This window comes from Litorivivens sp. (genome assembly GCF_041625495.1).
Classification (GTDB): Bacteria; Pseudomonadota; Gammaproteobacteria; order Pseudomonadales; family Spongiibacteraceae; genus Litorivivens.
Window position 1 is genome coordinate 19512 of sequence record NZ_JBFJTH010000023.1, and the last position, 13053, is coordinate 32564.

Sequence of the window (13053 nt, forward strand, 5' to 3'; positions counted from 1 at the left end):
GGATTTCGTCACCATCTAGCGAGAACACCCATGTCCAGCCAGACCAATAAAAAAGCGACCATGCCACCTGAGGAAGAACTCGCCCTCGGTACCGATCCCATTCCGGCCAAGCCCTACTACTGCCCTGACTTCTTCGCGCTCGAGCGCGAAGCCATTTTCAAGCGAACCTGGCTTCAGATTGGGCATATGTCCGAGTTACCGGAAGCTGGCAGTTTCATAGTGCGCGAAGTCGACATTGCCAATGCCTCAATACTCATAACGCGCGGCAAGGACGATCAAGTACGTGCCTTTCATAACGTCTGCACACACCGTGGAACGCAGCTGGTCTCTCAAAAGGACGGAACGGCCGCAACCTTTACCTGCCCCTATCACGCCTGGACCTTCACCGATAAAGGCGACCTGCGCGCCGCCCCGGATTTTGAGCGTTTCTACACAGACAAGTCGCAATGCTCATTGCCAAAGGTATCGATTGCAGTATGCGCCCAGCTTATTTTTATCAATCTCGACCCTACTCCCACCCAATCTCTGCAGGAATATCTGGGCCCGCTCGCGGCCGAACTGGAGACCCTCACGGTGGCACACGCCACTCACTTCTCCGAATATGTCTACGAAATAGATGCCAACTGGAAACTGTCTTACGACAATTTCCAAGAGAATTACCATCTGCGGTTTATCCACCCCCGCTCGGGCGAAGCAGCCTCCGGCCCCGACAACCCCTTCGGCTACCCGGTGAAATACGGATTTGAGGATCCCCATCGCACCCAGACCATCTGGCACAATCCAGGCTTTCAGCCCAAGCCAACACAAGGATTTGCGATGGGTAAAGCGGTGGAGTTTGCACTGGCTTCCGGCGTCGTGAACATCGAAAACGCCAAGCAGTACTATGCGCTTTTCCCCAATTTCTTCGCACTCGGCTCACCGACCCAGCCGTTCACACACTGCATCATGCCCATTGCGCCGAACAAATCACGTGGAGTTATCAGAATCTACTGGGCGGGCGAAGACCAGAGTGCAACCCAGCGCTTTTCCCGCGAATACAACACCGCCACGGCGATGGACATCCACGCCGAGGATCGCAGCGTTATCGAAGCCGGACAACGGGGGCTCGACAGCGGCGCACTGAAGCACATCCATTTCCAGTCTCAGGAAGTGCTGTGCAGGCACCTCTACACCCAGGTCGAACGCTACGTGACTGCCTACCAGCAGGAGCAATCAGCATGAGCACACAATATCTGCCCAAGCCCTTTGCGATTTTGGAACCCTTTTCACAGTACTGGGCTGCAAACACAGCCGCCGAACGTGCCGGCTGCCGCCTCAACGCAAATCCGCAGGAAAGAGAGGCCTTCTACAACGCGGTAAATCCCCTGCTACACGAGGCCCTTGCTTACCTGGACAACAAAGCGCCCCGCGACTTCAACGAACAGGAACACTGTCTGATGAAAATGCTGCTCAGCTTTGCCCATATTGCACTGGCAATTGAAGTGCAAGGGCCTGACGAAGATGCCCAAGGGACATTGCGCCGTCATATGACCATCACCCGTGCCGTCGCTGATCTATAGCCCATCTGACCGATACCGAGAGATAACAATGACAAAGGGATTTTCACTGGAAAGATTTTTTATTGGCAGCCTACTCAGCACAGGCTTCCTTCAACCCTTCGCGCTCGCCTACGATGCCGGGAGCGGTCGCAGTGCCGCTTTGGAAGAGGTTATCGTGACAGCGCAGAAACGCGAGCAGCGCCTGCAGGATGTACCGCTGGCAGTAACCGCGGTCGGGCGGGAAATGCTCGAGGATGCCGAAGTTAATACCATTGAAGATCTCACCAAGGTCATGCCAGCGGTACGTCTCACTCCCGACGGCAACACCAATGCAGGGTCGATCAACATGCGCGGCATAGGCACAAACGTTTTCAGCATTGCCATTGAACCCAATGTGTCGGTGATGCTGGACGGCGTTGTGCTGGCGCGCAACAGCCTGGCAAATTTTGATTTCGTCGACATAGAGCGCATCGAAATTCTGCGAGGTCCGCAGGGCACTTTGTTTGGCAAGAACGCCTCTGCAGGGCTCATTCACGTGCTAACCCGCGACCCATCCGACGACTTCGAAGCACGCCTACGCTATAGCTATGAGCAACCCGAAACATTCGCCGGCAATTTTTCCAAAATACAGCTCACCGGCAGTGGCGCCCTCACCGACACAAGCGCCCTGCGGCTGACCGGCTTTTACAAGGAACAGGCCGGCCACTACGAGGACATCGAACAGGACAATCACAACCCGGACTCCCGCCAATTCGGCGTGCGCAGCAAGCTACTTTGGCGTCTGAGCGAGCGATTAGAAGCACGCTGGAATCTCGAATTTGTGCAACGCAAAGGCGATAGCGCTGCCGTACCCTGGATTTCTGCCAACCCGCAACTGCGCGAACGCATGGAAACCATCGAACCCAGCCGCGAGAATATTCAGGTCAGAACACTAGGCAATAACCGTTCCGACAGCCGCGGTAATGCCAGCTCCCTGTCGCTCGACTGGGAACTCGACAATCACGTAATCACTTCACTGACCGGCCATCGCCAGGCAACCTACTACAGCGGCCAGAGCATTGCCGCACTGGACGGAAAGCGCACTGATCTGGTCACCAACCTCAGTCGTTACGATCTGAAAACGATCACTCAGGAACTGCGCATACTATCCACCCACAGCGACACGCTCGAATATACCGCAGGCGCGCTCTGGTTCGACAACGATATTAGTGAGGATTTTTATCGCGATCTTCAGGATCTCCCCGCACAATTTGCCGTTGGCAATGCAGTGCCAGCTACCGGTCAGCTGCTGCCGCAGGGACTGCTCGCCGGCATCGACGGCAACGACGGACTCAGTGCAGAAGCCTGGCGAAACTCGACGGTCACCACGAAAAATCTGGGCATTTTTGCCGAAGCGACGTGGCATTTGGCCGACGACTGGCACCTGACACTGGGCGGGCGATACATTGACGAGCAGGTCGATGTTAAGTTGTCTAACGCATCGCGACTGTCTCATACAAACAGTGGCGCTGCGTTGATTGAAGAGTCTTTCCCCCTCTCCTCCGCAACCGTCTCGGACACCACCGCCACCGGCAAACTGTCAGTACTGCACAACCTCAGCGACGACCACAATATTTACGCTTCAATTACCAGCGGTTACCGCGGCGCCGCTTTCGATGTGATTGCAGATGACGCCGCCAACGCACTGCGAAACCCGGTGGATCCAGAAAAGGCACTATCTTATGAAATCGGCGCCAAAACCCGCTGGCTCGACAATCGCCTGAGCCTCAACCTGACCGCTTTCCTGACCACTTTCGAGGATTTCCAGGCACAGGTTCGGGATCTGACTGATGCCACCTCCGTTGTCGCCTTTCGCCTAGACAACGCTGGAGAATTGAAAACCAGCGGAATTGAGCTTGAGTTTCAGTATAAACCCGCCCCGGAATGGACCATCACGGGTACCTACCTTTACAACGAAGCCATCTTTGAAGAGTTCATTACCCAGTGCTTCTACGGCCAGCAACCCGGCGAAGCCGGCGGGCGCGATGTGGACGGAGACGGTAGCTGTGACGAGCAGGATGTCAGCGGCGGTTCGCTTGCGAACGCCCCGGAACACAGCGCGACACTGTCCACACGTTATGACCACTACTTTGCCGGTGGTCAGTCGCTGTACGGCCAGCTAAGCGGCCGCTATCAAAGCCAGGTGCAGTTTTCCAACGAACAGCATCCGGGCGCTATAGAGGATGCATACCAATTGTGGGATTTACGAGCAGGCTGGCTAGGCGCCGGAGCAAAATTCGAGGCTGCCCTATACGTAAAGAACCTGTCCGACACATCCTATCTCGCCGTGATCACCCCGTTGAGCCTGGTGAACGACCGCCGCGACTACGTGGGCTTTGTTCCCGCCAGCGCGGATCGCACATTCGGTCTGTCGCTCGCCTATCGCTGGGGAAATTGACTCCATGGGTAGCACCCTCTGCCAAAACACAGGAACCCGCACATGCATCCCATTAGCGTTCACCATTTGACCGCCGCAGCGCTGTCACCAAAAGATTTTATCGATACCGTAGCTCGAGCCGGTGGCGAGGCAGTGTCGCTGTTTACCGATTCCCAGGGTGACCACTTCCCCTGTGTCCGTAGCGACAACGCCCGTGCGGTGGGCAAACAGCTGCGAGATACCGGCGTCGCTCTGATCAACATCGACGCCTTTATGCTTACGCCCACATCCGACATAAAGACATTTCGCGCAGATCTTGCACGTGGCGCTGAGCTCGGCGCCCGCAGCGCCACGGCGATAATTTTCGACGCCGACCGGAACCGGGGTAAAGACAATCTGCAGCGCCTGAGCGAAATCGCTGCAGAACTAGGCTTAAACATTGCCCTGGAGTTCATGCCGTTCGCTCCAATTGCGCGCAATCTGCGAGAAGCCGACCACCTTCTCGACGATATAGACGCGCCCAATCTCGGCATCACCGTCGATGTGCTGCACCTGATCCGCAGTGGCGGAACAGCGGCTGATTTGCCGGCAGTTTCGCCGCAGCGGATCACAACAGTGCAGCTATGCGACAGTGCCAGCATGGCAGTAACGACGGAGTATATCGAAGAGGCGGCTAGCCAACGGGGACTGCCAGGCGACAGGATTTTCCCGCTTGCGCAGATAATAGCAGCGGCTCCCGAATCCTGCGTACTTGAAATTGAATCTCCCCATAACCAGAACGACCCTGCACGTGCGCGAATCGAACAAGGGCTAGACTACCTGAAAACACTTAACTGAGATCAGGGCCCTGGGGCACCGATCTCAGTATGAATGGCGACTAGAAATTCCTTCTTGCTGTGATGCCGAAAGTACGGGGCTCACCGATAAAATCACCAATGCGTCCATTGCCGCCACGTCCCTGAATAGGCGGGGGGTCGAACTGGATTGGCGCATATTCAGTATCAGTCAGGTTTCTTGCCCAGGCTTCTACCACCCAATTCCTGCCGCTGTCTGCGACACTTAGCCTGCCGTTAACGACAGTATAGCCACCTTCCTCGAAATCCTTGTCGAGTGATGAATTTGAAAGGTAATCACCGGTGTAACGTGCATCCAGATGGGCGATGAAGATCAGCTTGTCGCTCAGCGGTGCCGTATAGGTCACACCCGCCGTTGCCGCCCATTCCTTGCTCAACCGGGCACCAGCGCGCTTGTTACCATCTGTTGTGGGCGCTACCGCGTCGATATTGGAATCGCTTGGATAAGTATTGTTGGTGTATACCACGGCACCGGTAACCGTTAGTCCCTCGGTTGCACGCCAGAGACTCTCTATCTCAACACCTTCGGAATCAATCTGATCAATACTGAAGGTCTTCAGTGTGATGCCGTCAAACTGACCCAACTGGTAATCCTCAAATTGCGAGTAGAACAGTGTGCCGTTAAGTGACAGCGTTCTGTCCAGCAAATAGGTTTTCATACCAAGTTCTATGGTATCGGCTTTTTCCGCATCAAACTCCAATGAATCGCCTGAACTGTTAAGTGGCAGAAGGCTAAGCCGGGTCTGGTTAAAACCGCCGCCTTTGAAACCGCGCGCAACGTTAATGAAGTACAAGGTATCGTCTTCAGCGGTATAGGCGAGTTTTACAGTACCGGTCAATTCCGTATCCTTGCGATCAGATTTATATCGCGCCGGCGTAATCAAAGGCCCGGTGATTGCAGCAATACCACACACAATGTCGCGCGCACCGTTATAAAAAGCCTGCGTTGCTGCAGGCGCTCCTGTCGCTGCAGCCGTCGCCGCGTTGGCTGCAGCGGCAGCGCACGGATTACCACCACCACCGCCAGGACCACTGCCGATGGCGCTGAAACGATTGACACTATCGATAGTGATGTCTTTTTCTTCACGCGTATACCGGGCGCCTACGGTTAATACGAGATTATCAGCCAGGTCAAAATCTTCCTGGGTAAAGATCGCGATGCTCTCGCTGTTCTGCTCGCTCTCATCGGCAATACCCTCGCCACTAATAAACTGCGCCTGTGCGCCACTACCACTTGGCACTGGGCCTTGCGGATAGGTCGTTGCTGCCTGATAAGCATTGGGCACCGAGGGGATGGCACCATTGACATAACGCTGTGCGTAAGCATTCATATCCGCCCCATAGCGCGGATTAAATTCGCCGCTAAGCACCTCGTCGGCATAGAAGAAACCAACCAGCCAGCTGCCACCGTCCCAGACACCCTGCCAGCGAAGTTCCTGCGTGAAAGTCTCAAACTTTTGCGAGCGAGGGCTTCCTTCTTCATAAAACAAGAGATCCGCGCCGCTGAAATCAACGTCGCCCTCAAGAACGATCTCCCACTCGCGATACGCAGTGATCGAGGTTAGCTGTGATTTTTCCAGATCCCAGCTTACTTCTGCCGAGAATCCCGCCTGTTCCATCTCCTCCGTTTGTTCCCGGCCGGACGTTACCGCGATATAACCGTCGTAAGGGTCTGCATCACTATCGAGCCCTCGGTCGCCGCGAGTATTAGGGAAGTTGGTTACATCTTCGAGCGGATTACCTTTTTGCGAACTCGGTGCCCCACAACACAATTCGCTTCGCTCGCTGTAATCCATAATAAATCGGGCTGTGACTGCATCGCTTGCATGCCAGAGGAACTGGCCCCGCAGCATATACCGGTCGCGATCGTTATAAGTGTCGCTACTGTTTATATCCTCCAGGTATCCGTCGCGCTCCGTCACCACCATGTCCAATCGCCCGGCAAGAGTATCTTCTATGATCGGAGCAGAGACTGCGCCACCAAACTGCATCAGATCATAGTTTCCCACCGTCAGCTCGCCATACCCTTCAAACTCTTCCATGTTGGGTTTTTTGGTAATGACGTGTATTAGACCTGCCGAAGTATTTCTGCCAAAGAGTGAACCTTGGGGGCCACGCAACACCTCAACGCGCTCAACCTCCCCAAGCTCGTCGATCGCAACGCCGGAGCGATTCCGGTAAACCCCATCGATAAAGACGCCCACAGAAGATTCCAGACCGGGATCTGTACCCAGTGTGCCGATCCCGCGAATACTGAGATTGCCGCTCGCGGAACTTTCGGTGCTGCCGAAACTGATAAACGGCGAGATTGCAGTAAGCTCACTAACATCCCGGATTCCCGACTGTTCCATTTGCGTGCTGGTATAGGCGGAGACTGCCACCGGAATATCGTTAATCGCCTGCTCACGCTTGGTCGCAGTAACAATAACTTCTTCTAGTATTCGGGACGACTGTTGCGCAAAGGATGGCACAGCCGTCAGCGTCGAAAATGTCAGAAAAACAGCAGCCGGGCGCGCCAGAGAACGTACACTTTTCATTATGGGCTTCCTTTGATAAGAAACTACCTTAACAAGAGTGTAGACCTATATTGAAAAAAGAGGTAAAAACCCGGCTAACATGCAAAAGCCAAAAACTGCAAAAAATCGTTTTATTTCATATAAAACAATGCGTTAAGGAAATACTCTTCACGCACCAAAAGCCCGTCAAAAACCCTTTTACCCAGGCCTGAAGGACGCCATCGTCAAACTCAGGCACGGCACGCATCATTAACCTTCCCGCTCCACGTCGTAACGTGCCAGATAACGTTCAAAGAGAGATTCCACATCCTTCGGTGTCAGGTCAAATTCGGCTAGTTTGTATTCGTGCTTGCCGAATTTGTCCTGCGGGTTATCGTCAATCCAGTTCTGCATTCCCTGTTCGGCGCCCGCCGTGAATTCATCCCCCAGTGCCCTATAGAGCGCCTTCATCGTCTCCAAAGGCTCACGCATCAGCTGCGAGTAATGGACATCAATGACGCGTTCTTCGCCAAACCTGTCACGGAAGTCCATGATACGGTCGGCGTGAAGCTTTGCCTGATAGGTGCAATTTTCCCGCACCCAATCTTTGTCAGTCCGTCCCATAAAGCCCAGATGAGCCAATGAAATGAGGCTGCAGAATGAACCGGTGGCGGTAAGCGGGTCGCGATGGGTCCAGATAAGTTTGGCATCCGGGTAAACGTTAAGCAGCGTTTCCAGCCATAGCGCATGGGACGGCATTTTTAGGTTCCAGGTGCCCGGAGCCTCAGCCTGCAATACCTGTAGGAACTTTTTGTGGTATTGATAGGCGGAAGTCATATCCGTCTGTTCCAACAACCAGTCCCGATAGTTTGGTAGCTTGCCGCGCGATTCCAGCATTAGTGTCTTGAAATCATGGGCCATAAAGTACACGCATTCATTCGGGTAGATCGCAGAACTACGATAGTACTTCCCCATTTCAGGAGCGGCGGCCAGTAACTCCTTTTCCATTTTAAGCCGTTCCACAGCACGAGGATCGGTGTACAAGGTTTTAGATGTCGCCGGCGGCACCGGATCGTCAATCTCCCAGGTTAGCGGGGAGCGTCGCGCGGGGTCTGCTGCAAGCAAGTTACTGAGTAGAGTCGTGCCGGTGCGTGGCACACCGAACACAAACACCGGATTTTTGATGGGGCGATCAAGTAACTCTGGGCGCTTGGCGAGATAATCTGTAATTTTCAAGCGATTGGCGAGCACCTGAACTATTGATTCTTCAAAGCGCTGCACACCGCGCTCGGGCATTGCGTTCTTGTTCGCATCGCTAATAAGAATATCCAGCCCCTCGCGGTAGCTGTCACTGTCAAAGTTTTCCAGTCCGGTAGCCTGATGGGCCTTTTCTATTAACGCGTCAGCATTCATCGGTTGTGTCATGGCTCCACCTTATTACAATCTTTCGTTGGGTCATCTGAATATTAACTAGCACGCCATTAATCCTATTCAGCACGAACCCAAGCGGCAATAAAAGTCGGTGACGACAATGGGCCACTGTATAGTTGAATAGCCTTATTGAACTATTTCAAACACCTGCTGGCCAACCCTCGATGAATGTGGCCAATCGCCGCTACCAGGGCCAGACTTCGATATCAGTCCAGCTTGAGCAGAAGCGCTCACTGAGAAAGACTAGGCTTCTAGATTTTCCGATATAACGGTGGGAGCAATTCAGTATGTCAAAGGGACTTTTTGATCTAAGCGGGAAGGTAGCTTTAGTTACTGGCGGTAACAGCGGCCTCGGACTGGGTTTTGCCCGGGGCATCGCCAAGCAGGGCGGCGACGTGGTGATCTGGGGTCGGTCGGAAGAAAAGAACGCGAAGGCTGTTGAAGATCTTAAAACGTACGGCGTTAAGGCATCATCGCAATCGGTAGACGTATCTGACCAAAACGCTGTGATCGCCGGCTTCGACGCTATTATGAAAGAATACGGGCGCATTGATACCGTGATTGCCAACGCCGGCATGCCGCCCAATTCCCACTCCATTCTCACCACCACCGCCGAGGAATATCACACCATTCTCGGCACCAATATGCACGGTGCCTTTTACACGCTCCAGGAAGGCGCAAAACAGATGGTCAAGCGCGCCGAAGCTGGTGAGCCCGGTGGCTCACTGGTGTTTTGCGGCAGCCTGTCGATGCTGCAAGGCATTCCCGGTATCGTCGGTTACTCGGCCGCCAAAGGCGGCATCGGCGCGGTGATTCGCAGCATAGCAACAGAGTTAGGAAAGCACGGCATCCGCGCCAACACCATTGCACCGGGTTATATCAAAACCGGTTTTTCCGGTGGTCGAGACGACGGCTCGATCCAGCCCGCTGAAGAATGGTCGGATATCGACAAGTTCTTTGCCTCTAAGGCTGCCATTGCCCGCCCTGGTTTTGCTGCCGATTTTGAAGGCATCGCGGCCTATCTCGCGAGCGATGCCTCAAGCTGGCACACCGGGGACACCATTGTGATCGACGGTGCGGCGCTGATAAATTTGTAAGGGAGCATGGTCATGCGTGTACTCAACATTCATGAAGTGAACGACGTGCGGCTCGATCCCTACGAGGTTCCAGAGCCAGGGAAAAATGACGTAATCATCAAAGTGAAGGCCTGCGGCATCTGCGGCAGCGATCTGAGCTATATCAAAATGGGCGGCATCATGCGCAAGCCCGACGGTGTAACCGCACTGGGACATGAAGCAGCCGGCGAGATCCTTCACGTGGGAGAAGACGTTGAAGGAGTCTGTATCGGCCAACGGGTTATTATCAACCCGATGCAGACTCCAAGTTTTATTGGCAGTGGTGGCCCGGAAGGAGCTTTCACGGAACAGCTATTGGTGCGTGAAGCCCGCCTCGGCGACAGCCTGTTGCCGATACCTGACGGGATTCCCTACGACATTGCCGCACTGACCGAGCCACTGTCTGTGGCTCTGCACGGCGTCAACCGCTCGCAGGCCACGGCTGGCGAAAATGTTGTGGTGTTTGGCTGCGGCCCGATCGGATTGGGTATGGTGCTGTGGCTGGTCGACAAGGGCGTCAACGTAGTGGCGCTGGATCTGGCCACCGAGCGTCGTGAACGCGCGCTGGCACTCGGCGCACAGGCTGCCTTTGATCCCACTCGCGTCGACCTCAAGGCAGAGCTCACCAAACTGCACGGCGCTGCGCGTACCCTGACCCGCGACGCGGTAGGCACCGACGCTTTCATCGACGCCGCCGGCGCGCCGAATATACTCAACGACGTCATCGGCATGGCCAAAATGCATTCCCGATTGGTGATTACAGCAGCGTATATGAAGCCGGTGGAGATCAGTCTGGGCGCTATGTTGACCACAGAGATGACCATTACTACAGCCATGGGCTACCCGGATGAGATGCCAGAGGTTGTCGCGGCCATGCCGCGGCTGCGTGAAAAACTAGCAGGAATGATCAGCCACCACTATCCTCTGGACGACATTATCGAGGCACTGCAAGTAGCAGCCACGCCGCAGTCGGCAAAGGTAATGATTAACATCAATAATGACTAATCTCTCACGTCGACGTTCTCGCGTTGACAGAGGGCCGATACGAAAGACTATTCAACAGGCGCAGCGATGAGCAGCACAGATCAGAAACCCGCCCTTGCCGCCCTGGTACAGGCAGGAGAGCAGCAGACCGAAGCCGAAAAAATCACCGATACCATTTATATGGTTAAGGATATTTCCAATCTATACCTGGTAAAAACCGACGACGGCGACATCTTGATTAATGCGGGCTTTATGGGCAGCGCAGAGCGCAATAGGAAACTGCTAGCACCGTTGCGCAGTGGACCGCTGCACGCCATATTTCTGACTCAGGCCCACGCAGATCATTTTGGCGGTGTGCCGCCCCTGAAGGAATCTGACACCAAAATCGTGGCGCAGGAGAGCTTTGCGGAGACCCAGTCGTTTTTCGAGGTGCTGAAGCCTTATCTGGGGAGCCGGTCCGGAAAGCTCTGGGGTGGCACCATCAAACGCCGCAGTGACCCGGTGCCCCATATTGTTCCCGACATAACCTTTGAAAAGCGCATTGATCTGAACTACGGCGGCCGCCGCTTTGAGGCCATCGCCACCCCCGGCGGCGAAGCCCCAGATGCCATGGTGGTATGGCTTCCCGATGACAGAACCGTATTTACCGGCAATCTGTTCGGGCCGGTATTCATGTCCGTGCCTAACTTTAACACGGTGCGCGGTGACAAGCCGCGCCTCGCCAGCCGTTTTCTGGAATCACTCGATACCGTACGCAAGCTCGGCGCCGAGTTGTTGATCACAGGTCACGGAGAACCTATCCGCGGCAAGGTTAAAATCCAGACCGATCTCGACAAACTCTACGACGCCGTCAGCTACCTTCGCGACGAGACCATTGCCGGCATGAATGCGGGGAAAGATGTGCATACGCTGATGCGCGAAATCACGCTGCCGGAGCACCTGAGACTGGGCGAATTCCACGGCAAGGTGAACTGGGCGGTCAAATCCATTTGGCACGAATTGTCTGGCTGGTTTATGTACGATTCCACCACCTCGCTCTACGGTGTGCCACGCGACAGCGTGCACAACGATCTGGCTGAACTGGCCGGAGGTGCTCATGCGCTAGCCACCCGTGCGCGGCAGAAAGTGAACAACGGGGCACCACTGGAAGCCCTGCACCTGCTGGATATCGCATTGGACAGCGAACCAAACTATCGCGAAGCATTGGTAGTAAAAAAAGCAGCTCTGGAACACCTGCTGGAGGCGTCCGGTGGCAGCAACCTCAGTGAAGTAATGTGGTTGAAGTCTGAAATTTCGCTGGTGGAAAAGGTCATTGAAGAATCGAACTGAGATCACCGGCTGGCGCATTTACACCGATTCTCTGTGACGAGTCAGTCGGAGCCTAGCTCACGCATAAGCTCTGAACCTGCTGCAACGATCAAGAGCAAACCAAGGGCGGTTCCTAAAAGGATATATCCTACCGTGCTCCCACCACTTTCAGCTCGTTTCTCTATCTTCTGAATTTGAGAGAACGAGAAGAAGACACTCCCGGCAGGAGATTTAACATACAGACCTTCAGGCGTCGCTGCCACAAAGGTTTCAATGCGTTTGCCACCATCCACTAGCGTAATAACCAGTTCGTCACCGACGCCGATATTCTGTTGAATTGAGCGATACGATACTGGGATAACCGGCTTAAGCGAGGTGCACCCTACTAACGCAAACAGCATCATAATGACTATGATTCGGTCTACAATTATATTGCCACGAAACCGACGACAACAATAAGGCTCGCAAGATCGGTTTTTCATAATCTTAGTCCTAGTGGTTTCAATTAGGATCAACTATAGTTATATGCCACACGATTTCTTTCCAACGATTTGAGATCGAAGAGGAGATTTCGCCAATCAACTGCAAACAAAACCTTAAAGTTGCAATTAAAATTTACTGTACCTATCAAGATTCCCAACTTCCAATCGCGCCATCCCAGCAATTTATGAATTTCATTCAGAAGCGGCGCTGCGCCATCTCATCACTAAATCACTATGGTTTTGTTTGGACTACTCGCCTGATACGTTGCCACCGCTTTATACTGGTGGTTCGGAATCTTGACACGACAAACAAAACGAACCGCTGTATAACAATCTTCTGGGGCGAAGTTTGTTAACAAACATAGTCTTAACCAATGATGATGAGATTGAAAACTGCTGAATCATTCCCGCCCCGGCAGAGCTATACCCA

The 13053-nt window shown here is 54.1% G+C and carries 10 protein-coding genes; 7 read left to right on the top strand and 3 right to left on the bottom strand.

All coding sequences use genetic code 11. The features are described 5' to 3' along the window. Positions 1-30 precede the first annotated feature (30 nt). From ABYP39_RS04475 to ABYP39_RS04490, 4 genes are read left to right on the top strand one after another with little or no spacing between them, the layout of a single operon-like run. Complete coding sequence (locus ABYP39_RS04475) at positions 31-1221, top strand: aromatic ring-hydroxylating dioxygenase subunit alpha (RefSeq protein ID WP_372781313.1); 1191 nt, start codon at positions 31-33, stop codon at positions 1219-1221. Continuing rightward, positions 1218-1559 (top strand): hypothetical protein, encoded by a 342-nt coding sequence (locus tag ABYP39_RS04480; RefSeq protein WP_372781315.1) that lies wholly within the window; start codon positions 1218-1220, stop codon positions 1557-1559. Before ABYP39_RS04475 ends, ABYP39_RS04480 begins: the two co-directional genes overlap by 4 nt. Positions 1560-1587: 28 nt before the next feature. Beyond that, entirely contained in the window at positions 1588-3975 is a 2388-nt protein-coding gene (locus tag ABYP39_RS04485; protein ID WP_372781317.1) for a TonB-dependent receptor, read from the top strand. Between the two features lie 42 nt (positions 3976-4017). After that, the gene (locus tag ABYP39_RS04490; protein ID WP_372781319.1) at positions 4018-4791 is read left to right on the top strand and encodes a sugar phosphate isomerase/epimerase family protein; all 774 of its coding nucleotides are present in this window, start codon (positions 4018-4020) and stop codon (positions 4789-4791) included. A 40-nt stretch (positions 4792-4831) separates the two neighbouring features. Here the strand turns inward: ABYP39_RS04490 and ABYP39_RS04495 are convergent, their stop codons facing one another. Both ABYP39_RS04495 and ABYP39_RS04500 read right to left on the bottom strand, forming a co-directional pair. Beyond that, positions 4832-7345 (bottom strand): TonB-dependent receptor, encoded by a 2514-nt coding sequence (locus ABYP39_RS04495; RefSeq protein WP_372781321.1) that lies wholly within the window; start codon positions 7343-7345, stop codon positions 4832-4834. A gap of 228 nt (positions 7346-7573) precedes the next feature. Beyond that, positions 7574-8728, bottom strand: a complete 1155-nt coding sequence (locus ABYP39_RS04500; protein ID WP_372781323.1) for a sulfotransferase — start codon at positions 8726-8728, stop codon at positions 7574-7576. 293 nt (positions 8729-9021) lie between these two features. On the opposite strand from ABYP39_RS04500, the gene ABYP39_RS04505 reads away from it, so the two are divergent. The 3 genes from ABYP39_RS04505 (at position 9022) to ABYP39_RS04515 (ending at position 12162) form a co-directional block, all read left to right on the top strand. Continuing rightward, the gene (locus ABYP39_RS04505; protein ID WP_372749693.1) at positions 9022-9831 is read left to right on the top strand and encodes an SDR family NAD(P)-dependent oxidoreductase; all 810 of its coding nucleotides are present in this window, start codon (positions 9022-9024) and stop codon (positions 9829-9831) included. A 12-nt stretch (positions 9832-9843) separates the two neighbouring features. Continuing rightward, positions 9844-10854, top strand: coding sequence for a zinc-binding dehydrogenase (locus ABYP39_RS04510; protein WP_372781325.1), 1011 nt, complete (start codon positions 9844-9846; stop codon positions 10852-10854). A gap of 66 nt (positions 10855-10920) precedes the next feature. After that, complete coding sequence (locus ABYP39_RS04515; protein ID WP_372781327.1) at positions 10921-12162, top strand: MBL fold metallo-hydrolase; 1242 nt, start codon at positions 10921-10923, stop codon at positions 12160-12162. A gap of 41 nt (positions 12163-12203) precedes the next feature. On the opposite strand, the gene ABYP39_RS04520 is transcribed toward ABYP39_RS04515, so the two are convergent. Continuing rightward, positions 12204-12623 (bottom strand): hypothetical protein, encoded by a 420-nt coding sequence (locus tag ABYP39_RS04520; RefSeq protein ID WP_372781329.1) that lies wholly within the window; start codon positions 12621-12623, stop codon positions 12204-12206. Positions 12624-13053: the final 430 nt, after the last annotated feature.

What these genes read in the sequence shown, in the direction of transcription:
- ABYP39_RS04495 (WP_372781321.1), bottom strand. Translation starts at nt 7,345, where the DNA reads ATGAAAAGTGTACGTTCTCTGGCGCGCCCGGCTGCTGTTTTTCTGACA.
- ABYP39_RS04515 (WP_372781327.1), top strand. Translation starts at nt 10,921, where the DNA reads ATGAGCAGCACAGATCAGAAACCCGCCCTTGCCGCCCTGGTACAGGCA.
- ABYP39_RS04510 (WP_372781325.1), top strand. Translation starts at nt 9,844, where the DNA reads ATGCGTGTACTCAACATTCATGAAGTGAACGACGTGCGGCTCGATCCC.
- ABYP39_RS04520 (WP_372781329.1), bottom strand. Translation starts at nt 12,623, where the DNA reads ATGAAAAACCGATCTTGCGAGCCTTATTGTTGTCGTCGGTTTCGTGGC.
- ABYP39_RS04490 (WP_372781319.1), top strand. Translation starts at nt 4,018, where the DNA reads ATGCATCCCATTAGCGTTCACCATTTGACCGCCGCAGCGCTGTCACCA.
- ABYP39_RS04500 (WP_372781323.1), bottom strand. Translation starts at nt 8,728, where the DNA reads ATGACACAACCGATGAATGCTGACGCGTTAATAGAAAAGGCCCATCAG.
- ABYP39_RS04475 (WP_372781313.1), top strand. Translation starts at nt 31, where the DNA reads ATGTCCAGCCAGACCAATAAAAAAGCGACCATGCCACCTGAGGAAGAA.
- ABYP39_RS04505 (WP_372749693.1), top strand. Translation starts at nt 9,022, where the DNA reads ATGTCAAAGGGACTTTTTGATCTAAGCGGGAAGGTAGCTTTAGTTACT.
- ABYP39_RS04485 (WP_372781317.1), top strand. Translation starts at nt 1,588, where the DNA reads ATGACAAAGGGATTTTCACTGGAAAGATTTTTTATTGGCAGCCTACTC.
- ABYP39_RS04480 (WP_372781315.1), top strand. Translation starts at nt 1,218, where the DNA reads ATGAGCACACAATATCTGCCCAAGCCCTTTGCGATTTTGGAACCCTTT.